18 protein-coding genes are annotated in these 22803 nt (G+C 70.5%); 11 read left to right on the top strand and 7 right to left on the bottom strand.

The genetic code is table 11. From position 1 onward, the window contains the following. On the bottom strand, positions 1–648 hold the full coding sequence (locus tag RIC11_RS13855; protein ID WP_350212252.1) for a Uma2 family endonuclease: 648 nt from the start codon (positions 646–648) through the stop codon (positions 1–3). 83 nt (positions 649–731) lie between these two features. Here RIC11_RS13855 and hemQ point away from each other — a divergent pair, with 83 nt between their 5' ends. Further along, positions 732–1592 carry a hydrogen peroxide-dependent heme synthase gene (hemQ, locus tag RIC11_RS13850; protein ID WP_350212250.1) on the top strand — a complete coding sequence of 287 codons (861 nt, stop codon included), beginning with the start codon at positions 732–734 and terminating at the stop codon, positions 1590–1592. A gap of 225 nt (positions 1593–1817) precedes the next feature. Further along, positions 1818–3182, top strand: a complete 1365-nt coding sequence (locus RIC11_RS13845; protein WP_350212248.1) for a vanadium-dependent haloperoxidase — start codon at positions 1818–1820, stop codon at positions 3180–3182. 38 nt (positions 3183–3220) lie between these two features. Here RIC11_RS13845 and RIC11_RS13840 read toward each other — a convergent pair whose 3' ends face one another. After that, positions 3221–4423 carry an endonuclease/exonuclease/phosphatase family protein gene (locus RIC11_RS13840; RefSeq protein WP_350212246.1) on the bottom strand — a complete coding sequence of 401 codons (1203 nt, stop codon included), beginning with the start codon at positions 4421–4423 and terminating at the stop codon, positions 3221–3223. Positions 4424–4546: 123 nt separating this feature from the next. On the opposite strand from RIC11_RS13840, the gene upp reads away from it, so the two are divergent. The 4 genes from upp (at position 4547) to RIC11_RS13820 (ending at position 9344) form a co-directional block, all read left to right on the top strand. Next, on the top strand, positions 4547–5176 hold the full coding sequence (gene upp, locus RIC11_RS13835; protein WP_350212244.1) for a uracil phosphoribosyltransferase: 630 nt from the start codon (positions 4547–4549) through the stop codon (positions 5174–5176). A 96-nt stretch (positions 5177–5272) separates the two neighbouring features. Then, complete coding sequence (locus RIC11_RS13830; protein ID WP_350212242.1) at positions 5273–6538, top strand: NupC/NupG family nucleoside CNT transporter; 1266 nt, start codon at positions 5273–5275, stop codon at positions 6536–6538. 75 nt (positions 6539–6613) lie between these two features. Further along, positions 6614–7171: a hypoxanthine phosphoribosyltransferase gene (gene hpt, locus RIC11_RS13825; RefSeq protein ID WP_350212240.1), complete on the top strand. Its 558-nt coding sequence runs from the start codon at positions 6614–6616 to the stop codon at positions 7169–7171. Positions 7172–7502: 331 nt separating this feature from the next. Further along, entirely contained in the window at positions 7503–9344 is a 1842-nt protein-coding gene (locus RIC11_RS13820; protein WP_350212238.1) for a glycerophosphodiester phosphodiesterase family protein, read from the top strand. Between the two features lie 260 nt (positions 9345–9604). Here the strand turns inward: RIC11_RS13820 and RIC11_RS13815 are convergent, their stop codons facing one another. The 4 genes from RIC11_RS13815 to RIC11_RS13800 all read right to left on the bottom strand — a co-directional run bounded on the left by RIC11_RS13815 (position 9605) and on the right by RIC11_RS13800 (position 15853). Continuing rightward, positions 9605–10942 (bottom strand): DUF1552 domain-containing protein, encoded by a 1338-nt coding sequence (locus RIC11_RS13815; RefSeq protein WP_350212236.1) that lies wholly within the window; start codon positions 10940–10942, stop codon positions 9605–9607. Then, positions 10939–13665 (bottom strand): DUF1592 domain-containing protein, encoded by a 2727-nt coding sequence (locus RIC11_RS13810; protein ID WP_350212234.1) that lies wholly within the window; start codon positions 13663–13665, stop codon positions 10939–10941. Before RIC11_RS13810 ends, RIC11_RS13815 begins: the two co-directional genes overlap by 4 nt. A 63-nt stretch (positions 13666–13728) precedes the next feature. After that, a complete protein-coding gene (locus RIC11_RS13805; protein WP_350212232.1) occupies positions 13729–14865 on the bottom strand; it encodes a 2-hydroxyacid dehydrogenase in 1137 nt (378 codons plus the stop codon). A gap of 25 nt (positions 14866–14890) precedes the next feature. Continuing rightward, positions 14891–15853: a carbohydrate kinase family protein gene (locus tag RIC11_RS13800; RefSeq protein WP_350212230.1), complete on the bottom strand. Its 963-nt coding sequence runs from the start codon at positions 15851–15853 to the stop codon at positions 14891–14893. Between the two features lie 479 nt (positions 15854–16332). Between RIC11_RS13800 and RIC11_RS13795 the strand changes: the two genes are divergently transcribed. From RIC11_RS13795 to RIC11_RS13785, 3 genes are read left to right on the top strand one after another with little or no spacing between them, the layout of a single operon-like run. Continuing rightward, on the top strand, positions 16333–17454 hold the full coding sequence (locus RIC11_RS13795; protein WP_350212228.1) for an ABC transporter permease: 1122 nt from the start codon (positions 16333–16335) through the stop codon (positions 17452–17454). Positions 17455–17475: 21 nt separating this feature from the next. Continuing rightward, positions 17476–18240: an ABC transporter ATP-binding protein gene (locus RIC11_RS13790; RefSeq protein ID WP_350212226.1), complete on the top strand. Its 765-nt coding sequence runs from the start codon at positions 17476–17478 to the stop codon at positions 18238–18240. Next, positions 18237–19298: an HlyD family secretion protein gene (locus RIC11_RS13785; protein ID WP_350212224.1), complete on the top strand. Its 1062-nt coding sequence runs from the start codon at positions 18237–18239 to the stop codon at positions 19296–19298. The genes RIC11_RS13790 and RIC11_RS13785 overlap by 4 nt, the downstream gene beginning before the upstream one ends. 76 nt (positions 19299–19374) lie before the next feature. Here RIC11_RS13785 and RIC11_RS13780 read toward each other — a convergent pair whose 3' ends face one another. After that, a complete protein-coding gene (locus RIC11_RS13780; protein WP_350212222.1) occupies positions 19375–20199 on the bottom strand; it encodes an N-acyl amino acid synthase FeeM domain-containing protein in 825 nt (274 codons plus the stop codon). A 485-nt stretch (positions 20200–20684) separates the two neighbouring features. Here RIC11_RS13780 and RIC11_RS13775 point away from each other — a divergent pair, with 485 nt between their 5' ends. Beyond that, on the top strand, positions 20685–21635 hold the full coding sequence (locus RIC11_RS13775; protein ID WP_350212221.1) for a ThiF family adenylyltransferase: 951 nt from the start codon (positions 20685–20687) through the stop codon (positions 21633–21635). Beyond that, positions 21635–22756: a nitroreductase family protein gene (locus RIC11_RS13770; protein ID WP_350212219.1), complete on the top strand. Its 1122-nt coding sequence runs from the start codon at positions 21635–21637 to the stop codon at positions 22754–22756. Before RIC11_RS13775 ends, RIC11_RS13770 begins: the two co-directional genes overlap by 1 nt. Positions 22757–22803 lie beyond the last annotated feature (47 nt).

The raw sequence follows: 22803 nt of genomic DNA, 5'->3' as shown, positions 1-22803 counted from the left end.
TCAGCCCTCGACCCCCTCGATCACGGCGAATAGCTCGCCCACGTCGACGGAAAACCCGTCGAGCAAGACCGACGCAGCCGAGTCCCCTTCGCGGAAGCGGCCGTGCTCCACGTACCGTTGGCCCTCGAGCCGGTTCACGATCACGTGCCGCTCGTCGGGATCGACGATCCAGTACTCCGCGACCCCGCGGCTGGAATAGTCCGTCGCCTTGTCGACGTAGTCGCGCTGGCGATCTTCGGCGGACCCGCTCACCACTTCGATACAAAGGTCCGCGCCGTCGAAGGCCTTGTTCCTCGCGAGGTGCATCCGCGACGCGGAGAGGAAGATGACATCCGGCTCGCGGATCCGACCGTTGCGGACGCGGAAACGCAGACCCGAGTAGTGCACCTCGCCAAGCCCCGCCGACTCGACAAAAGCGTTCAGGGCAAGAAACAGGAACTTCCCGAGGAGCTGATGAATACGCGTCGGCAAGGGAAGCACCTCAATTCGACCGTCGACCAGCTCAAACCCTTTCGAGCCCGCTTGGTCCAAAAGCGCGAAGTAGTCGCTCTCGCTCCAATGCCCCTGCGTGGGAAAACGGGTAGCGATCTCCCAGGCGTAGTCGCCCGGATTCGATAAGTCGGCGGGGAGCGAAGGGTGCTGGGTCACAGGCTGTCCTGCTGGGCGGCTCCTGAGAAGCAGGCTCGTTTAGTATACTAGCGGGTTAGCGACAGGACATCAGAGCAAATACCATGACCGAAGCGAGCATAGCGACTTCCCCAGACGGCGCCGCGCAGGCCGACCCGCTCGCCCCGTACGACGGCGGCTGGCACTGCAGCCACCTGTACTACTCGCTGGACCGCCCGCGGCTGAACGCGCTCGCGCCCACGCAGCGGGAAGCGATCGCCCGCTCGCTGGCCGAGGTCCTCGACCCCGCGGCGGCCCACGCCCCGGCGCGGATGCAGCTGTCGATCACCAGCGGCCACAAGGCGGACTTCGGGGTCATGATGCTCGACCCGAACCCGCTGCGGATCGACTCGGTGCACCAGGCGCTGATGGCCGGCCCGGCCGGCGCGGTCCTCACGGCCGGCTACTCGTTCGTGTCGGTGACCGAGATCAGCGAGTACGTGCCGAGCCCCGAGGACTACGGCCGCCGGCTGGTCGAGGAAGGGGAGCAAGAGGGCTCGCCCGCCTTCGTGGCGAAGGTGAAGGCCTACTCGGACCGGTTGGGGGGGATGAACCGCCAGCGGCTGACCCCGGAAATCCCTCCTTACCCGTCCACGTGCTTCTACCCGATGAACAAGAAGCGGGTAAAAGACGAAAACTGGTTCACCCTTAGTAAGCAGGAACGCAGCCGCCTGATGGGCGAGCACGCCCGCAGCGGGATGGCTTTCGCGGGGAAGGTGAGCCAGCTGATTACGGTCGGGATTGGTTTGGACGATTGGGAGTGGGGGGTTACGCTATGGGGAGCGAATCCTTCTTATCTAAAGGACATCGTTTACCAGATGCGATTCGACGAGGCCTCCGCTCGGTACGCCGAGTTCGGCCCGTTTCTGGTTGGATACGTTTGCGACGCTGAGCGGCTAGTTGAGCACTGCCACGTGAGACGCTAACGAAGCGATTCCGCTGTCCAACACCTCCCCGGCCCCCCGGCTCGCGCCGTCTGACGCGCGTGCCGGCCGGCCCACCGCTTATCAGAACCCCCGCCCATCGGGGGACCGGGCGGCGGCGTGGGAACCTCCGCCATCGCCCCGCGGGCGAACTCGGCGCGGGGGGCAGCGCGATCTCTTCAAGAGACCCGATGCACACCCTGAATCCGCCCCGCTGAGGCCTTTTCGATGAAGCTCTCTGTCGTCCGCTACCCGGTCGCTGTGTTGTTGCTGTTGGCGTCGGTCTCGCTGGTGCGGGCCGACGTGGTCCTCGATTGGAACCGCGTCGCGTCGGACGTGCTCCGCGATAACCTGTCGCTGCAGAACCCGGGGATGGCGTCGCGGTCGTTGGCGATGATGAACCTGGCCATCTACGACGCCTTCGCGATGACCACGCCCGGCGACACGATGTTCTTCAACTACGGCGGCGGCCACCAATCGCCGGGCATGACGGCCGACTACAAGGCGGCCGCCGCTCAGGCCGCCTACACCGTGCTCAGCGGCATCTACGACGACCAGTACGCCACGCTGAATGGCGCCCTGTCCGCCAGCCTGTCCGCGGTGCCCGACAGCGCCGCCAAGACCGAGGGGATCGCGATGGGCGCGATGATCGGGCACTCGATCCTCGCCGAGCGGGCCTCCGACGGCTACGACTCGCTGTCGCAGTACCTGCCGACCGACGAGCCGGGCCACTGGCAGTCGGACCCCATCAATCCCGGCCAAGAAGCCTGGGGCCCCGCCTGGGGCGAGGTGACGCCGTTCGCGCTCGCGTCCAACCGACAGTTCATGCCCGGCCGTATGCCGGCCCTCACCAGCAAGGCCTACGCCGACGCTTTCAACGAGGTCAAAGAGCTCGGCGCGGCCGACAGCACGACCCGCACCGCCGAGCAAACCGAGATCGGCAACTTCTGGGCGTACGACCGGGCCGGCATGGGCACGCCCCACCGGCTCTTCGGCGACGTGCTGCAGACGATCGCCGCCCAGCAAGCCAACACGCCGAAGGAGAACGCCGAGCTGTTCGCCAAGGCGACCGTCGCGATGGCCGACGCGGGCGTCGTCGCGTGGAACTCGAAGTTCCAGTACGACTTTTGGCGGCCGGTCACCGGCATCCGCGAGGCCGACCTCGACGGCAACCCGCTGACCGAGGCCGACCCCGACTGGACGCCGCTGGGCGCCCCCGGCGGCGACGGGAACAACAACTTCACCCCCCCGTTCCCCACGTACGTGTCTGGCCATGCGACCTTCGGCGGGGCCCTGTTCGGCGTGCTGCAGGAGTTCTACGGGACCGACGACATCGCCTTCACGCTCGCCTCGGAAGAGATGCCCGGCGTGCTGCGGGACTACGACTCGTTCAGCGAGGCGATGGCCGAGAACGGCCGCAGCCGAGTTTACCTGGGCATCCACTGGAACTTCGACGACACCGTCGGCCAACAGCTCGGCCTGCGGGTCGCTGACTACCTGTTCAACCGGCCGTTCGTCACCGCCGTGCCCGAGCCCTCCGCGCTCGGCCTGGCCGCCCTCGCCGCGTTGGGCATGGCGGGCCGACGGCGCTGAGCCGGTTGGCCGGAATCGATGACCGACCCTAGCCCGGGTTACTCTTTGCCGTGCGGCGCCGCGATGTCGACCCACACCAGGCGGTGGTCGGTCGCCCGGACGGCGTCGGCGCCGGCCTCGCCCGGCGCCGGCCAGTACACGCCCGCGGCGAGCACCGTTAGCTGATCCGACGGCAGCACGTAGTCGACCCTGAGGTTGCCGTGGCCATCGCCGCTGAAGTCGGCGGTGTCGGCCGCCGGGTTGCCGGCATGGCCGCTGTTGAGCCCGTCGAACCTCTGGCTGGCTCGGACCGCACCGCGGCTCGTCGGCGGCGCGACGTGGGCCAATCGCCCGGAGCCGAGCAGCCGGCCGATCGCGCCGTGCTCGCGGCCCTCGCCGTCGGCCGGGTCGGCGTTCAGGTCGCCTAGCACGACGAACGCCGCGTCCGGTGGCAGGGCGCCGCGGCGGCCTTGGTCGTCGACGAAGTAGCCGCCGAGGGTCCCTTCCACGTACTCGCGCACAAGGCGGACCTCGTCCGCGTTGCGGCGCCCGTTGCGGTCCTCGGGGCCGTCGAAAACCGGCGGCGTCGGGTGCGAGCAAACCAAGTGCAGCGGCGCCCCACCCGGCGTGCAGACCACCACGTCCCAGAAGCTCTTCGACGGCAAGCGGAGCCGCCGCCAAGTGGCCTCCGGGTAATAGGGGCCCGGGCCGCCGGGGTCGACCGGCTGGCGTGCGTCGGGCAGGTCGCTCCAGCGGAGCGTCTGGAAAGTTCGCGAAGCCTGTCGATCGATCGGCAGCTGCGAGAGCACCGCCATCCCGTACTGCCCCGGGTAACGGCCGTAGCCCCAAGCGTCGTTCGGGCCGTCGGCGGCGCCGTCGCGGTCCAGGTCGAGGCCCGACGGCACGCCCGTGTTGACCGGCGCGGTAAAGCGGCGCCCGTAATCGAGCGGCCGGAGCCCGTCGGCCTGCGGCTCGGCCAGGTAGCGCTCGGCGAGCAGGCGCGGCGCTTCGCCGCGTGGGTCGTAGTCGATTTCGTTGAGCAGCAGCACGTCGGGCCGCACCCGCTGGACGACCTCGGCGATCCGCCGCGCTTGCCGCGAGCGTCCCGACGCGAGCTCCTGCACGAGCCGTCCGGGGCGGTCCCGGTACAGCGACACGTTGTAGGTGGCTAGGCGGATCGCGCCGCCGGCCGGCGGCGGCGGGTCGCTGGCGTGGGCGGCGGCCGCGGCGACGCAGCCCATCGCTAAGAGCAGGCTTCTCATGTCGTCGGGAGTGTGGCTCGCAGAGGGCACGGCGGGGTGAGCGGCTACCATGCTGGCGCCCTCCTCGTTAGACTGCCCCACGCCAGGCGAGGCAACCTCGGACTCCAGCGGAGAGAGCAGCACGTGAGCGGCGTTGTCGAAGTCCAGCACCCGCTGATCGATTGCCACCTGAGCCGCCTCCGCGACGAGCGCACGCCGGCCGACGAGTTCCGCCAGCTCATCCGCCGCGTGGCGACCCTGCTCGCGTACGAGGCGACCCAGGACCTGGCGACCGAGCCGACCCGCGTCGCCACGCCGCTGACAGAGACCGACGGCGCGCGGCTGGCCGAGCGGGTCGGGCTCGTGCCGATCTTGCGGGCCGGGCTCGGCATGGTCGACCCGGTGCTCGACCTGATCCCCACGGCCGAGGTCTGGCACCTGGGCCTTTATCGCGACGAGGCCACCGCCGAGCCGGTCGAGTACTACAGCAAGCTCCCGCCGGGCCGGCCGGTCGACACCGCTCTGGTGCTCGACCCGATGCTCGCCACCGGCGGGTCGATCATGGCCGCGATGGAGACCCTCAATCAGTGGGGAGTGGGGAGGGTCAAGATCCTGGCGGTGCTCGCCGCGCAAGAGGGCGTGGGCAACGTGGCGGCCGCCTACCCCGAGGCCTCGATCTACGTGTGCCGGATCGACCCGGTCCTCAACAATTCCAAGTTCATCGTGCCCGGCCTCGGCGACGCCGGCGACCGGATCTTCAACACGCCGGCGTGAATGGCGGGCTATCGGCTGTCGGCGATCGGCTATCGGCTGACGGTGGGGTAACGGGATTCGCCGATAGCCGACGGCCGACAGCCGACCACCCTCCGTATGGAACGTCTCATCAGCCTGCTCGGCCTCGTGGTCATGATCGGCCTCGCGTGGCTGCTCAGCACGCACAAGACCCGCGTCAGCCCGCGGGTGGTCGTGGGCGGGTTGGTGCTGCAGTTCGCGTTCGCGTTCTTCGTGATGCGGACCGGCGTGGGCATCCGGCTGTTCGACGCGATCGACGTGGCGTTCATGGCCCTGATCGGCTGCGCCGACGCGGGCAGCCGGACGCTCTTCGGCGACGACTTCCGCGACCACTACCTCGCTTTCAGCGTGCTGCCAACGATCGTGTTCTTCAGCGCGTTCATGTCGATCTTCTACTACCTGGGCGTGATGCAGTGGGTGGTGGGGCTGTTCGCGCGGGTCATGCGGTGGACGCTCGGCACGAGCGGCGCGGAGACCCTGTCGGCCGCGGCCAACGTGTTCGTCGGCCAGACCGAGGCGCCCCTCGTGGTGCGGCCGTACCTGGCGTCGATGACGATGAGCGAGCTCAACTCGGTGATGGTCGGCGGCTTCGCCACCATCGCCGGCGGCGTGCTGGCCGGCTACGCGGACATGCTGGCCGGCTACGAGGAGCTCGGCGTGGGGGCCAAGGACCTGCTCGCCGCGTCGGTCATCTCCGCGCCGGCCGCCCTGTTGATCGCGAAGGTCATGCAGCCGGAGGTCGAGCAGCCCAAGACCCTCGGCGCGGTCAAGATCGAGGTCAAGGACCCGAGCGTCAACGTGCTCGACGCGATCGTCGCCGGCACGACCGGCGGCCTGCAGCTCGCGCTGAACGTCGGCGCCATGCTGATCGTGTTCTTCGCGTTGATCGCGGTCGTCAACGGCCTGCTCGGGTGGCTGGGCGTTCAGGCGCACGGCTTCGGCCTGCTCGGCGGCGACGCGCCCCCCGCGTGGACGCTCGAGGCGGCCTTCGGCTACCTGTTCGCGCCGATGGCTTGGTTGATGGGCGTGCCGTGGGGCGAGTGCCTTCCCGCGGGCGAGTTGCTGGGGATCAAGTGGTTCGCCACGGAGTTCGTCGCGTACCAGCGGCTCGGCGAGTGGGCCGCCGCGGACAGCCCGGTAAAGCTGTCGGCCCGCACGGTGACGATCCTCACCTACGCGTTGTGCGGCTTCGCGAACTTCGCGTCGATCGGCATCCAGGTGGGCGGCATCGGCGGCCTCGCCCCCGAGCGCCGCGCCGACTTGGCGAAGCTCGGCTTGCGGGCGATGATCGGCGGGAGCCTGGCCGGTTTCATGACGGCGTGCATCGCGGGGATGCTGTTGTAGGGGGCGGCGGGTGGCTGGCGCCCGGCCCAATGCGGGGGCTCTTTCGATACTTATTCGCAAAGGCTGAGCGGATCTATGAGGGTGCTTCACACGGAAGAGCAGCTGCGGCAAGGGGTCGAGCGGATGGCGAGCGAGATCGCCCACGCCTACGGCGACCGGCCGTTGACGATCGTGTCGGTGCTCACGGGCAGCGTTGTGCTGCTGGCCGACCTGATCCGCATGCTCGAGATGCCGCTGCGGGTCGGCGTGATCGAGGCCAGCAGCTACGGCGGCGCGCGGACCACCCGCGGCGAGCTGACGGTCAACGCCGAGCTGCTGCTCGACATCCGCGACCGCGACGTGCTGCTCGTCGACGACATCTTCGACACGGGCCACACGCTGGTGAAGGTCGTCGAGAAGGTCCAGGAGCTCGGCGCCGCGTCGGTGCGGACCGCGGTGCTGCTGCGGAAGCACGGCCGGCAGGAGGTCAGCGCGCAGCCCGATTTCGTCGGCTTCGAGATCCCCGACGAGTTCGTCGTCGGCTACGGGCTCGACTACGACGACCACTACCGCAACCTGCCGTACCTGGGCGTGTTGGAGCAGGCCGACCTGGACCGCCACCACGAGCTGTTCGCCGCGTCGGAAAAGCAATAAGCCAACCGCCCCCGCGGTTTCGAAACGAGACAAACACGACACGCGCCGCGCGAGGCGCGTGATGTAACGAAACTTGTAACGAAAACCGAGCTAAGCCCTTCCGCCGCGGGCGCTTGTCGTTTCGTTACACCCACACGCCGCGCCCTCGGCCGATCGCGCGATTTCGGCGCCGGTTGCGTCGGAACAAAACTCGTTATTCTCGCGGCCGTTCCGTCGACAGATCCAAGAATTGACCACTAGGCTTGGGGCTTTGGGGGTCGCCTCCCACGGCAACCATGCCCCAAAGCCAGCTCTCACCAGTTGAGGACAGCCGCCAACCAGCGGGTCTGACGTGGATAGCCTAGCCGCCCCGCAGCGCCGTCAACCGACGCCGACTACCGCCGGCGTGTGGCGCGAGGTGCTCCGGCTGCTCCGGCGGGATTGGCCGACGCTGTTGGCGGTCAGCGTGGCGGCCAAGGTCCTCGTGGCGGCGGCGTTCGGGCCGATCGCCGCGGTGGTGCTCCAGCTGGGCTTGTGGCTCGGGGGCGAACCGGTCGTCACCGACCTGGACCTGTTGTCGATCGCCCGGTCGCCGGTTGCGCTCGTTGCGGCGGCCGCGGCGGTCGTCCTCGGCGTGACCGGCTGGGCCATCGAGCTCGTGGCGATGGCGTCGGTCCTGCGCGGCCGCTCCCTCGGCGCCTGGCCGGCGATCCGCGACACGCTCGCCCGCACCAACACGATCGCGCGCCTTTCCGGCTGGGTGCTGGTCGAGTCGGCCAAGTGGCTCGGCCCGCTGGTGGTGGTGATCGCGGCGGCGTACCTGACGCTGCTGAGGCGGTACGACATCAACTACTACCTGACCGAGAAGCCGCCCGCGTTCTGGGGCTCGGCGGCTGTCGCCGCGTTGGCGGCGGGGTACGCGCTGTGGGGCATGGCGAAGCTGCTAGCGCGGTGGCTCGCCGCGCCGGGCATGGTGGCCGACGGCCTGGGCTCGAGCGAGACGCGTCGCGCGGTGGCGGCGCGCGGCGCGCCGCCGCCGAGGGCCCGGCTCGCGCTGGGCCAATGGCTGGCCGCTTCGGCCCTCGCGCCGGTGGCGCTCGCGGCGCTCGGCGCCGGCGTCTTCGCGGTGGCCGCGCCGTGGTGGCCCCGCTCCCTCACCGCGATCGCGATCGGCCTCGGGCTGTGTGTCGTTGCCGGGTGGGCGGCCGCGCTGGCGTGCAACCTCCTCAGCACCGCGGCGCTCGCCGGCTTGGCCGCCGCGATGCTGCCGACCAATGTGTCTCCCGACGAACGCCCCGCCGCGCCGAGCTGGCTGACGCGCGGGCGCGTGGCGGCCGGGGCGGTGCTGCTGGTGTTGTTGTCGGCTGTGGCCGGTTTTGCGGCGATCGGCGCGGCGACGGTCGACGACGACATCGCCGTGATCGCCCACCGCGGCGCCGCGCTCGCCGCGCCGGAGAACACCCTCGCTTCGGTCCGGGCGGCGATCGACGCCGGGGCGGATTGGGTCGAGATCGACGTGCAAGAGAGCCGCGACGGCGAGGTGATCGTCTTCCACGACAGCGACTTCATGAAGGCGGCCGGCGTGGCGACGAAGGTCTGGGACGTGACCGCCGAGGAGCTCGCCCGGATCGACGTCGGCGCCCGCGTCGGCCCCGAGTTCGCCGGCGAGCGCGTCCCGACGCTCGGCGACGTGCTCGAGCTGTGCCGCGACCGCATCGGCGTGCTCGTCGAGCTGAAGTACTACGGCCACAACGTCGACCTGGAGCGGCGCGTGGCCGATCGTGTCGAGGCCGCCGGCATGGCGCCACAAACGATGTTCATGTCGCTCGACCGCGCGGGCGTGCGGCGGCTGAAGGCGCTGCGGCCGGACTGGCGGGTCGGCCTGTTGCTGTCGGTCTACGTGGGCCGGGCGAGCCACTTGGAGGCGGACTTCTTGGCGATGAACGCGTCGTTCATCAACGCCCGCTCGCTGCGCGTCGCGCGCCGGCAGGGGCGCGAGGTCTATGCGTGGACCGTCAACGACCCGGTGGCGATGGCCTCGCTGGCGAGCCTGGGCGTGGCGGGCCTGATCACCGACGACCCGGCGCTCGCCCGAGGGTCGCTCGACGAGTGGAGCGACCTGTCCCCGGTAGGCCGCCTGCTGCTGCAAGTGGCCGGCAGCGTCGGGCCGAAGTCGGCGAGCGCCGAGCCGTGAGGCTCCTGGCGACTCTGGTGCTGTCCGTCTTGCTTCTTGCGAAAGTGATTGCCCGCGAATGGCGCGAATACGCGGGGATTAAGAGAGAGAGGAAAGCTGTACGACGCGGCGCGGAAAGCCCAGGCCCCCGGAGTCAAGACTGGCGCTTATTCGCGTCATTCGCGGGCCAACCGATGCGGGAAGGCGTTACGCCCCTCGCGCTTCTATGGCTGGGTTGGGATCCCTGCGCCACCGGCAATTCGCGACAAGCTCTGCCGCGGCTACGCTCCCACCAGCCCCGGCAGGGGCTCGGTGCTGTCGGCGAAGCTCTCGGCCGGCACGCCGACGGTTTGGAGCATCGTTAGCAGGAGGTTGGCCATCGGCGTTTCTTCCTCTTGGCGGAGGTAGCGGCCGTGGCGGAGGCCCATCGCTGCGCCGCCGGCGAGAACGAGCGGGTAGTTGACCGCGTTGTGGGTGGTGCTGCACGCGCTGCCGTAGAGGGTCAGCGTGTTGTCGAGCAGGGTGGCGTCGCCGTCGGGGGCGCCCTTCAGCCGGTCGAGGAACGAGGCGAACTGGTTGGTGAGCCACTGGTCGTAGCGGCCCCACTCTTCCCAGTGGCCGGGCTCGGCGTCGTGGCTGATGGTGTGGTGGCCCTTGTCGATCCCGACGGCGAGCTTGGGGAAGTTCTCGCCGAAGCCGATGCCGTCTTCGCGCGCCATCATGAACGTGACGACCCGCGTGAGGTCGGTCTGCAACGCGAGCTTGATCAGGTCGAACATCGCGCCGAGGTAGCCCGACGGGTCGACCGCCGGCGCGACCGACAGGTCGGGCGGGCCGCCGGGGGGGGTCGGGAGCGGCTGGCCGAGCCAACGCTCGTTGCGGCGGATCTGGTCTTCGACCGAGCCGACCGACGTGAGGTACTCGTCGATCTGCCGCCGGTCGGCCTCGCCGAGGGAGCGCGCCAGGTCGCGCGCGTCCTCGAGCACCAGGTCGACGATCTTCTTGCCGCGGGCGAGGCTCTTCTTGCGATCGGTCTTGTCGCCGCCGCCGGCGAAGTAGCGTTCGAAGATCGCGCGTTGGCGGTGCTCGGCCGGGATCGGCATGCCGCGGTCGTCGAACGACAGGGTCGCCACGCGCGACTTGTAGCCGACGCCGCCGTCGGTCGACAGCACCAGCGACGGGTAGCGCGTGTCGCGGCCGAGCGTCGCGGCGGCGAGCTGGTCGGCCGAGATCTGGTTGCGGTACTGCGCGCCGCGGAGGTCGCCGCCGGTCAGCCACGTGTCGCCCGCCAGGTGGCCCAGCAGGCGGCGGCTCTTCGGGTGGCTGAGCCCGCCGAGGATCGTCAGGTCGTCGCGGTGGCGCTCCAGCGGAGCGAGGACCTCCGTGGGGCGGTAGTCGGCGCCGTGGCCCTCGGGGAACCACCGCCAGCGGGCGTTCACGGAGTCGTCCTCGGGGGGGAGGCTGACGCCGTTCGGGAAGTACACGTAGCACAGCCGCTTGGGCCGCGCCGCGGGGGCGGCGGCGCCGGAGGCCATGGCCTCGAGCTGCGGCAGCGCGCACGCGACGCCGGCCCCGCGGAGGAAGGTGCGTCGGTCGATGCGCCAAGAGCGGCCGTTCATCGTGGGGGCCTTGGGGCTTCGGCGGGGCGGGGGTCGGATTGGCGCCGGGGCGCTCGCGCCTGCCGCGGCGAGGCCGGCTCACCCCCGGGGGCGGCGCCGGAGAACGACGGGCTGGCGACGACCCCCTGGACGATTGTAATCAAGCGACCACGCGGCTGGGCCGCGGCGACGATCCGGTCGATCTCGGGCCGCTCGCGGAACGTGACTTCCTTGCCGGTCGCGTAGGCGAACAGGTAGGTCGCGAGGGCGCGGATCAGGTCGTCGCGTCGGTGGGCGAGCAGGTATCGGCTCAAGCCGTCGACCCCATCGACGACGGCGCCGTCGGGCAGGGTCGTGCGGTCGTCGATGGGGGCGCCGGCCGCGTCGGTCTGGCGGGGCCGTCCGACGGCGTCGAGGCCTTCGAAGACAAAGCCGTAGGGGTCGATCGCCTCGTGGCAGGCCATGCAGCTCGGGTTGTCGCGGTGCTGCTCGAGCCGCTCCTTGAGCGAATCCGGCGCGCCGTGCTCACCGGCCTTGGCTAGCTCCGGCACGTTCGGCGGGGGCGGCGGGGGCGGGTCGCCGAGCAGACGCTCGCGGAGCCACACGGCGCGCTTGATCGCGTGCGGCTGCGCGCCGTCGGAGTGGCCGTTGAGCATCGCCCCCTGGGCGAGCAGCCCACCGGGCCGCGCGCCAGTGACCAGGCGGAAGTGGTTCCCGCGCACGCCCGACACGCCGTAGAACTCGGCGAGGTTTTGGTTGAGCACCGCTGCGCCGGCGCTCGGGTCGACCAGGTCGTCGACGGTCCGCGCGGCGCGGAGCAGCTCGGCGAAGTAGCGGACGGTCTCTTCGGTCTGGTCCGCTTTGACGAACCGTGTGTAGTCCGGGAAGCGGCGCACGTCGGTCGACATCGACTCGTGGCGGTCGAGCCGCAGCCACTGCGTGGCGAAGTTGCGGACGAAGTGGTCGGCGCGGGGGTCTTGGACCAGCCGGTCGATCTGCTGCTGGAGCGACTCGCTAAGCCGGCCCTCGGACGCCAGCGCGAGCAGCTCGTCGTCGGGTGGCCCGTCCCAAAGGAAGTACGCTAGCCGCGACGCGAGTGCGTGCTCGGCGTGCTCGGCGTGCGGGGCCTGCTCGGCGTGCGGGGCCGCTTCGGGGCGATCGACGTAAAGGAAATTGGGCGAGCAGAGCACCGCGACCAGCGCTTCGCGGAGGGCCCCTTCTAGCGTGTCGTAATCGCCGCGGACGGCGTCGAAGTACTCGACGTAACGCTCGGCTTCCGCGGCGTCGACCGGCCGGCGGAACGCCCGCTCGGCGAAGCGGCGGATCACTTCCGCGGCGTAGGCGCGCGGGTCTTGCTGTCGGAGCGGCGAGTCGAACAGCAGCCGCTCGTGGCTCGCGGGGGGCCACTGGGGGTGGTAGGGGGCCTCGAACTCGATCGACTCGACCAGCAGCCGCGGCCCGGGGTCGTCGGGGTCCTTGACGAGGTGGTCGTTCCACACGCCGACGATCAGGATGCCCGACAGCGGGTCGAAGTCGTTCGGGTCGACGATCGGAGCGGGGACGCTGGCGAAGTCGCCCACGAAAAGGTACTCGCGCGACTCGTCCGCCGGCGTAGCGACGGGTGTCGACTCGCCGACCGTGCCGTACTCCATGCCGTCGTCGGTCCGGCTGCCGACAAACGCCCGCAGGTAGGGCTGGCGGTCTTCGCCGCTGGGGTCGCCGGTCGACCGGACACGCACGCGGATCGCGAACGGGCCCTCCGGCGTGGCGAGTCGGCGGAGCAGGAGTTTCAGATTCGGCGAGGGCCCCCGCCAGCTGTGGGGCGAGACCTCCCGGTGGGGCAGGGCCGCGTCGAGCTCGACGCCGTCGCCCACGACGCGGTACCGCTCCGGCGAAGAGCCACGCATGCCGATCCCCACGTCGGGGCGGACGCGGGCGAGTTCGGCGAGGCTCGCCCGGTCGGTGGCGGGCCGGCCGTCGGCGTCGAGCAACTCGACGCGGAAGTCCTCTCGCGCGATCGGCGCCGCCTGGTAGCCGTCGATCTCGGCTGCGCCGGTGGCGGGGTCGGTGTCGTCGGAGCGGTTCTCGCCGAGCACCACGCGGACCCGCAAGCCGTCGGGCCGCGGCCCGACGACGATCGCCCTAGAAAGCGCTTCGCGGGCGATCCGCTCGTAGTAAGCGACGTGCAGCGGCGAGGTCTGTTGGGCAGCGATCGAACCCTTCAAGCCGAGGGGAGACTTCGCGTCGTCGGGCAGGTCGGCCGCCAGTTCGGGCGGCACGTCGAGCAGCGTCGCGAGCGAGTGTTGGTACTGGGTCTTGGTCAGGCGCCGCAGCCGCGTTCCGCCCGGGGCCGCGGCCCGCGCCTCGTCGAGAAGCCGCTCGATCGCGCCGAGCAGCTCGAGCTTGTCTCCGGCCGGCAGGGGGCCCATCTCGGCGGGCGGCATCTCGCCCTTGGCGACCCGCGTGCGGACCTTGTCCCAGAACTCGGCCCGGTCGACGCCCCATGGCTTGTCGTCGAGGCGCAGGCCGCCCTCCTCGAGGTACTCGCCGTGGCAGTCGAAGCAATTGGCTTCGAGCGGAGCGTGGGCGGCCGGCGGAGGGCTCTCGTTCGCCCGGCTCGCTCCGGCGGCGGCGGCGATCGACAACACGAGCAGCAACCAGCCCGCCGTGCGGCGGCAGAGCCTCGCGGGGCGTCGGCAGAGCCTCGCGGGGCGGGCGCGCGGCGGTGGCGGGGTGCGGATCACTGCACCCTATCGTGCGATCCAGGGGCCGCTAGCGTCAAGCACGCCCCTGCGGCTGGCCGCGGCCTAGTCGGCGGCGACGAAGTGTGTGAGCTCTTGCCCGCGCTTGCCGGCGGCGTGCTCCAACACGCTGTCGATCGTGGTCGAAGCGATGGCGTCGAGCGCCTCGTGCGTGAGGAACGCTTGGTGGGAGGTCACCACCACGTTGTTGAACGACATCAGGCGGCCGAGGACGTCGTCGGTGAGCACCTGGCTGGACAGGTCGTGGAAGAAGATGCCGGCCTCTTCCTCGTACACATCGAGCCCCGCCGCGCCGACCTGCCCGGTCTTGAGCCCCTGGATCAACGCGCGGGTGTCGACCAGGCCGCCGCGGCTGGTGTTGATGAGCATCGCGCCGCGTTTCATGCTCGCGATCGCGTCGGCGTCGATGAGGTGGTGCGTTTCCTTGAACAGCGGCAAGTGCAGCGTGACCAGGTCCGAGTTGGCGAGCAGCTCGGGGAGGTCGACGTAGCGGGCGCCGTGCTCGCTGGCGAACGCCTCGTCGGGCTGCGTGTCGTAGGCGAGCACGTTGCAGCCGAAACCGCTGAGGATCCGCACCACGCAGCGCCCGATCTTGCCCGCGCCGACCACGCCGGCTGTCTTGCCGTGCAGGTCGAAGCCGGTGAGCCCGTCGAGGACGAACGCGCCGGTGCGGTTGCGCAGGTAGGCCAGGTGCAGGCGCCGGTTGAGCATCAGCGCGAGCGCGACGGTGTGCTCGGCGACCGCGTGGGGCGAGTAGGCGGGCACGCGGACGACGTCGATCCCCGCGTCGCGGCACGCGGCGAGGTCGACGTTGTTGTAGCCCGCGCACCGCAGCGCGACGAGGCCCACGCCGAGTTCCACGAGCGCGTCGACGACCGGCGCGTCGCAGCGGTCGTTGACGAACAGGCAGACCGCGTCGGCGCCGGCGGCGGCCGACGCGGTGTCGGCGTCGAGCGAGGCCTCGACCGGCTGGATCACCAGGCGGTCGTCGTTGGCCCGCTCGAAGGCGTCCCGGTCGTAGCTCTTCGCGTCGAACATCACGACGCTCGGCTTGTCGCGTTGGGGGCCGTCGGCGCGGGCCGAGTCGATCGCCGAGAGGAGCCGCCGCGCGGAGCGCGCGTCCACACCGCCGAGCGATTGCAGGCGCGCGACGAGGTCCTCGAGCCGTTGCTGGTTGGTCATGGAGACTCGCGCGGCGGGCCGCGACCTATCGGGCGGCCGCTTCGATAAGGGCGGGCGGGAGTTCGGGCGTGGCGCCGGCGCGCGAGGCGACGAACGCCCCCACGCGGTCGGCGAGCTTGATGCGCTGCTGGATCGGCCAGCCGTGCAGCGCGCCGACGAGCAACGCGGCGCAGCACGCGTCGCCGGCGCCGACGGTGTCCGCGTCGGGGTCGCGCTGGAAGTCGTCCGGCGGCGGGCTGTCGGCCACGTGCTGCTTGCCCCCGGCGTACACCGCCGTGCCGTCGGCCCCGCGCGTGAGCGCGAGCCACTCCAGGTCGTACCCGTCCACCAGGGCGAGCGCGCGGGCGTCGACGCTGTCGTCGCATTGCGTGCCCAGCAGGCCGACGATCTCGTCCAGCTCGTCGGCGTTGAGCTTCACCGCCGTGGCCAGCTCGAGCGAACGACGCACCACCGTGGGCGAGTAGAAGCTCTGGCGGAAGTTGACGTCGAACAAGCGGATCGCTTGCGGCGCCGCCTCGAGGAACGAGTAGATCGTCTCGCGGCTGGGGTAGCTCCGCTGCGCGAGCGTGCCGAACGCGACGGCGCTCGACCGGTTGGCCAGCCCCTGCCACGACCCGTCGAGCGCCAGGCGGTCCCAGGCGACGTTGCTGGCGAACTCGTAGTCGGCTTGGCCCTGGTCGTCGACTCGGACCTGGACCGTGCCGGTCGGCCGCTCGGCGTCGATCTGCACCGCGTCGGTCGACACGCCCCGCTGGGTCAGCTCGTCGAGGAAGCGCTTGCCGAGGGGGTCGTCGCCAACGCGGGTGGCGGGCATCCCGGCGCCGCCGTCGCGGCGGAGCAACGCGTCGGCGTGCACGGCCAGGTTGACCGGCGCGCCGCCGAGGACCGTGCGGTCGGGGAAGCAGTCGAAGAGCGCCTCGCCGAGGCCGATCACCAGCGGCGACGGCGTGGGGGCGCCAAACGTTTGGGCGGAAGGTTCGGGCGGCACGGCTTGCTACTTCCGGGTGCGCGGCAACGGCTATCGTCCGCCGGCAGGCAGTGGGGCGGAGACCACGCTTGCACCGTAAACCTTGCGCGCCGCGCCGCCCAGGGAGGCCCCCCGGGGCAACTGGGTGTTTTATGTCCGATTGGGCGGGTGAGGTTCGAACTTCGTGCTGAGGAAAATTCGTGCTGAGGAAAAGCGGAAGGCGGAAGGCGGAATACGGAAGGATCTTGTTCGAGGTCCAGTCGCGGCGGACCCTCTCGCCTTTTGGTAGATCGCTCAGTTCGACCCACCGTCCGGGCTGGAAGCACCAAACGGCCTTGGGAGGGCGCCGCTGGCGGCGCCAGCAAGGGGCGCCTTCGGCGCGTTCGGAGTGCGGCCGGCGTCGCGGATCGGTCGAAAAAGAACCCCAGCGGCCGGCGCCGACCGGGGTCGCTGCTGCGCAGCGGCAAACCAGCGCGAGCGCGCCCTCCACAGCCCAGGCGATGGATCAGTTAGCCATCAAGATGCTCGTCGCGGACCGGGGCAAGTTGCTCACGGCGCTGGTGGGCGTGGTCTTTTCGGTCGTGCTGGTCAACGTGCAGGGCGGGCTCTTCCTGGGCCTGATTGGCAAGGCGAGCCTGCTCGTGGACCAGAGCGGCGCCGATCTGTGGGTCGGCCACCTGCGGATGAACAACGTCGACTTCCCCCAAGACATCCCGCGGCGGTGGGTCCATCGGATCCGCGCGATCGACGGCGTCGAGCGGGCCGACCCCTACGTGATCGGCCACACCATCATGACGCTCCCCTCCGGCGCGTTCGAGCAGGTGCTGGTCGTCGGGTGCGACTCTGCCTCGCTCGCGGGCGCCGCCGCGCAGATGGCCCTCGGCGAGGTCGGCGCGATCCGCTCGCCCGACGCGGTGCTGCTCGACGCCGACGACCTCGACAAGGTCGAGCACCCCGCGATCGGCGAGTTGCGTGAGGTCGGCCACCGGCGCGCGCGGGTGGTGGGCTACACGCGGGGCGTGCTGGGCTTCCTGGTGACCCCGTACGTGTTCACCACGCTGGACCGGTCGGCGGCGTACCTGCGGAAGCCGACCGACCGGGTGTCTTACTTCTTGGTGCGGCTCGCGCCCGGCGCCGACGCCCGCCGCGTGCGCCAGGCGATCGAGGCCCGGCTGCCCGACGCCGAGACGATGACCGCCCGTGAGTACGCGGTGGCCTCGATCGACTACTGGCTGCGTCGGACGGGGATCGGCCTGAGTTTCGGCGCGGCGACCGGCTTGGGCCTGGTCGTGGGGCTGATCGTCGTGGGGCAGACGCTCTACGCGTCGGTCCTCGACCGCGCGCCGGAGTACGCGACGCTCAAGGCCATCGGCGCCAGCGAGGCGCAGCTCCGCTCGGTGCTGGTCTGCCAGGCGGTCACCCTCGCGCTGGCCGGCTCGGCCTGCGGCTTGTTGCTGGTCGCCGTGGCGCAAACAGCCTGCGCGACGCCCCGCGCGCCGATCACCATCCCGTGGCAGGTGAGTGTCGGCAGCGTGGTGCTCGTGGGGGTGATCTGTCTGTTCGCTTCGCTCGCGCCGTACCTGAAGCTGCGGCGGGTCGACCCCGGCCTGGTGATGCAGTAGCCGTCCCCCCCCGGACCCGCGATGCCCGTCCTCGCTCCCCAACCGTCGCCCGCCCCGCCCCGCGAGGGAGAGTTCGCGGTGTCGCTGCGCGGCGTGCACAAGGCCTACAAGCGGGGCGGCTCGGCAACGCCGGTCTTGCGCGACGTGTCGCTCGCGATCTCCCACGGCGAGGCGGTCTTCCTGCTCGGCCCTTCGGGCAGCGGCAAGACGACCCTCATGTCGATCGTCGGCTGCCTGCTGACCGCCGACGCGGGCGAGGTGCGCGTCCTCGGCCGCGACGTGACGCGCCTGTCGCTCGACGAGCGGGCCGCGCTGCGTCGGCGGCGCCTGGGGTTTGTGTTCCAGCGGTTCCAGCTCGTGCGCGGCCTGTCGGCCGCGGAGAACGTGGCCGTGCCGCTGCGGCTGGACGGCTGGTCGAGCGGCGCCGCTTCGAAGCGGGCGGCCGGATTGCTCGAGCGGGTCGGCCTCGCCGACCGCGCGCACGAGGCGCCGCACCGGTTGAGCGTGGGCCAGTGCCAACGGGTGGCGATCGCCCGCGCGTTGGCCGCCGAGCCGACCATCGTGCTCGCCGACGAACCGACCGCGTCGCTCGACGCGGAGTCGGGAGCGGCGGCGATGCGGCTGCTGAGGGAATTGACCGTCGACGCCGGCCGGACGTTGGTGGTGGTCACACACGACCACCGGATCGTTCCCGCGGCGGGGTCGAAGGAGCGGATCGTCGCGATGGACAGCGGCCGCGTGTCGGAAACCGAAAGCCGGGCGAAACGGGGAGGGCGACCAGGATGAGCCGCTTTATTTGGTTGGCTATCGCGGTGGCGGTCATCGGGGCCTCGGCGGCCGTGATCGATCGACGCTCCTCGGCGCCCGCGCCGCCGACGCGCCGAGCGATCGCGTTGCCCGACGTGATCAGCGCGCCGGGGATCGTCGAGGGAGCGAGCGCCGACGTGCTGCTCCGCCCCGAGGTGCGGGGGCTGGTGGTGGAACGCTTCGTCGAGGTGGGCGACCGCGTAGAGCGTGGCGGACCGCTGCTGCGTCTCGACGACCGCCGCGCGCGGCTGGCGGTGCGTTCCGCGGAGGCCGAGCTGGCGTCGGCCCAAGCCGAACTCGATCGCCTGCTCAACGGCGCGCGATCCCACGAGCGCGAAGAGGCCCGCGCCCTCCGCCAGGCGACTTCGGTGCGGTTGAACCAAGCGAAGACGAACCTCGACCGGCTCGTGCGACTCGAGCGGCAGAGCGCCGTGTCCGGCCAAGAAGCGGACGACGCGCGGGCGAACGTCGAGAACCTGGTCGCGCAGCTAGCGGCCGCCGACGCGCGCGTCGCGATGCTGGAGGCCCCGGCCCGTGACGACGAGGTCCGCCTGGCCAGGGCGCGGATCGCGGCGGCCGAGGCGAACGTCGAGGTCGCCCGGTTGGCCCTGGAGAAGACCACCATCGTGTCGCCGATCGACGGCCGCGTGCTCGACCTCGACGCACAGGTCGGCGAGCTCGTGTCGCCCGACCAGGGGCCGGTCGCGGTGGTGGCCGACACGAGCCGGCTGCGTGTGCGGGCGTACGTGGAGGAGTTCGACGCGCCGCGGGTCGAGGCCGGCGCGACCGCCGAGGTCCGAGCCGACGGCTTGCCCGAGACCGCCTACGCGGGTCGCGTCGCGACGGTGGGCCCGCGGATGACGGCCAAGAGTTTGTTTAGCGGCGAGCCGAACGAGCTGTACGACACGAAGGTCCGCGAGGTGGTGATCGACCTGAGCGGCGCGGCAAACCTGATCGTCGGGCTGCGCGTCGACGTGCGGCTCGGTCCCACCGCGCGCGAGGCGCGTCGCGAAGCGAGCAACACCTCCGCACAGTAGGCCGTCGGTCGACCACTCCGCCGGGAGCGTGGCTTGCAGCCAGCGAGCGTCCGCAGGCAAGCTCCGCGGAGCGTGTTCAGCCGGCGAGCTGGCGCTGCGGCTCGAACGGCAAGATCACGGGCTCCTCGTCCAAGCCGGTGGGCTCGATCCGACCAGTCCACTCGGGCGATTGCTCGCCGGCCAGCCAAGCGAGCTCGGCGGCGAGCGCGTCGCTGTACGGGGGCCGCTGCATCGCGTGCAGGCCGAAGACCTGCTCGACAAAGAGCCGCCGGTGCGCCGGCGACGCCATGGCCTGCAGTGCGGGCAGGTCGAGCATCAGCAGCACGGCCGGGTTGCCGCGAACGGCGCCGTAATTGCGGACGTCGTCGCAGAGCATCTCGAACCCGAGCCGCCGCTGGTAGAACTTCGCGTGCCGCGGGTGCACGGTGATCATGAGTTCATCGACCCCCGTTTGGACCGCAAACTGAGCCGTGAACGCCATGAGCGACGACAGCAGGCCACCGGAACGGTGCCGGTCCGATCGCCGGTCGGCCAGGCACGAGACCTCGGCGAACGGCACGCCCGCGAGCCGGCGCTGCTCGATAAACTCGGGAAAGACGGACTCCAGCGGCACTCCGAAGTGGCTGTCGCGAACGAGCGACAGCGTGCTGGCGACCTCGCCGCGGCAGAGCGCGACAAGGATGTCGGTCGTCGGGAGAGTGTGCTGGGGCAGCACGCGGCAGCCAGATTCATTCGGCTCGATGAGCCCGGCGTCGCAATACGAGTCGTGGACCAGCCGCAGGGCGTTCAGCACGTCGCGACGCGACGACGCAACCGTCACCGGCAGCGGCGCGTTCGACTGGCTAGGAGCCGTGCCGAGGGATCGATCAGGGCGTACATCGGGCGCAGTTTTCGCGAGCATTGCGACCTTTCCTTGGTGCAGGGTCGTCTGCCGCCGCCCGATCTCTCCGCACCCGGAACGCAATCCGGATTCGGAAGTCTCTCCCCGTAGGAAGAGGATCGGCCGTTGAGCGGCGCCGGAGCAAAAGTCTTGGGAAAAGGGGGCGGAAGGCAGGGCCCTCCGCTGCTGAACAGATAGCTCGGGGAACCCTTGGCGCCAAATCGGAAAGACTCGAATCGGGCGACATCGAGGGTTGCACCGCTGGTCTTGCGGGTGGTACGGGCCAGAGCGGCCCACCGGAACGCCTAGGGCGACCGTGCCCTTCCGCGAACACAGTGCTAGCCTTATCACGGCTGTTGTAGCGACGCAATTGGGCTAACCCGTAAACTGCTTCCAATTTCGGCAAATTGCCCGGCTTGTGGATTTCAGCAGGCGACAGTTGAATCACCTCACCCCCTCGCAGCGCGCGAGTCGACTCGCAGGCCGGAGCCGCTACGGAGCCCTGTATGGTCGTCGATGACACGTCGCCCGGAGTGGGCCAATCCACTCCGCAGCCGCCGCGGAACGAGAGCGGCGAAGGAATCGCTTCCGTCCGCTGGGACTACGACCTTGCTTTCGCGCGGAACCGGGGCCTGATCAGCCGGGAGCACCAAGAGGTGTTGCGGAACACGCGCGTGGCAATCGCCGGCCTCGGCGGGGTCGGGGGGAACCACCTGATCGAGCTGGTCCGGATGGGCTTCGGTCGGTTCACGATCGCCGATCCGGACACGTTCGACGTCGCGAACACGAACCGGCAGTTCGGCGCGAAGTTGTCCAATCAGGGGCGCGGCAAGGCCGAGGCGATGGCCGAAGCCGCGCTGGACATCAACCCCGAGCTCGACCTGCGGGTGATGGCCGAGCCGATCGGCCCGGACAACCTGGACCGCTTCTTCGACGGGGCCGACCTCTACATCGACGGGCTCGACTTCTGGGCCTTCTCGGTGAGGCCGCTCGTTTTCCGCGAGGCGCGGCGACGCAGCATCTGGGCGATCACGTCCGCGCCGCTGGGCTTCAGCGCGGCCCGCCTGGTGTTCGACCCAGGAGGGATGTCGTTCGACGAGTACTTCGGCCGCCTGGACGAGATGCCCGAACTCGACCGGTTCTGCAATTTCCTGCTCGGCCTCGCGCCGGCGGGGACCCACTTCCGTTATCTCGACCTGAGCGAGGTCGACCGCGGCGAGACCCGCGGCCCGTCGTCGGGGGCGGCCTGCAGCCTGTGTGCGGCGCACACGGCGGTCGACGCGATGCGGATCATCTGCGACAGAAAGAAACCGGCCGCCGCCCCGGCATGGAAGCAGTTCGACGCATACTTCGAGCAGGTGAAACACGGCGTGTTGCGATGGGGAAACCGCGGCCCGGTGCAACGGGCCAAGCTTCACCTCCTCAAGCAAAAAATGCGGTCCCTTGGTTACGCCTGATGAACGGAAATCTGGAAAAAAAGTTTGACGCGAGCCGACCGGACGGACGCTCGCCCAACGCCAACCCCGAAGCCGACACCGGAGCCGACACCGAAGCGATCCTCCAGACCGCCCTCCGGGCGCCGTCCGCGGAGAACACGCAGCCGTGGCGGGTCGAGCGCGGTCGGACGGGGGTGCTCGTCCGCTACGACCGCTCGCGAAGGATGCCCTCGGACCCCGGCGGGATGCTCGACTACACGGGGCTCGGGGCTCTGATCGAGTCGATCGTGCTCGCGGCGTCCGGGCGTGGCCTGCTGGCGACAGTCGAAGCGCCGCCCCCGCGCGACGACGACGATCGGCTGCCGCTCGTCGCCGACATCCGCTTCGCGCCGGGCGGCGCGCCTGACCCGCTGTGCGAGTTCCTCGCGTCCCGCTGCACGACGCGGCGTATGGCGGCCGACAAGCCGGTCCCGGGCGACCTTCTCGAGTCGATGGCGAGGGCCGTTCGCCAGCCGGGCGTTCGCATCGACTGGATACCGGCCGGCCGTGTGCGCGACGTCGCGGCGCTGGTGGGCGACGCCACTCGGTTGCGGTTCGAGCACGCCGAGTACCACCGGGAGTTCTACGAGAACCTGCGGTTCACGCGCGACGAAGCCGAGCGGACCGGCGACGGCCTCGACGTGGCGACCCTGCAGCTGCCGCCGGGCGTCGCGAGCGTGATGCGGTTCTTCCGAAAGTGGTCGCGGACGCGGGTAGGCAACCTATTAGGCTATTCGCGAGGTATCGGCTCTCACGCGGCTAAAGAGGTGGCCGGCAGCGGCGCCGTGGGAATGCTCACCGTTGAGGAGCCCGACCCGGGCTCTTTCCTGCGTGGGGGGAGAGATTTCCAGCGTGTGTGGCTGGAGGCGACGCGCCTTGGTTTGGCCTTCCACCCCGTGGCGGGGCTGACGGTGTTCGTCGGCCACGGTGAGCGACCAGACGCCATTGAGTCGCCGCCAGATTTGATAGAGAAGACTCGGCAGATAGCTGGCCGATTTAGATCGCTCGCTCCGGCAGCCTCGGGACGAACACCCCAAATGATGTTTCGCGTGGGTTACGGGCCAAGGCCGGCGGTGGCTTCCCTACGAAGGCCGATCGGTTAGTCGCCGCTTGCTCGTGCACCACGGGACCTTGTGCGGGCTTTGCCGGT

This window comes from Botrimarina sp. (assembly GCF_040219535.1).
In the GTDB taxonomy this organism is placed as follows: Bacteria; Planctomycetota; Planctomycetia; order Pirellulales; family Lacipirellulaceae; genus Botrimarina.
The sequence above is the reverse complement of the archived record's forward strand: the minus strand, read 5'-3'. Positions and strand labels throughout refer to the sequence as shown.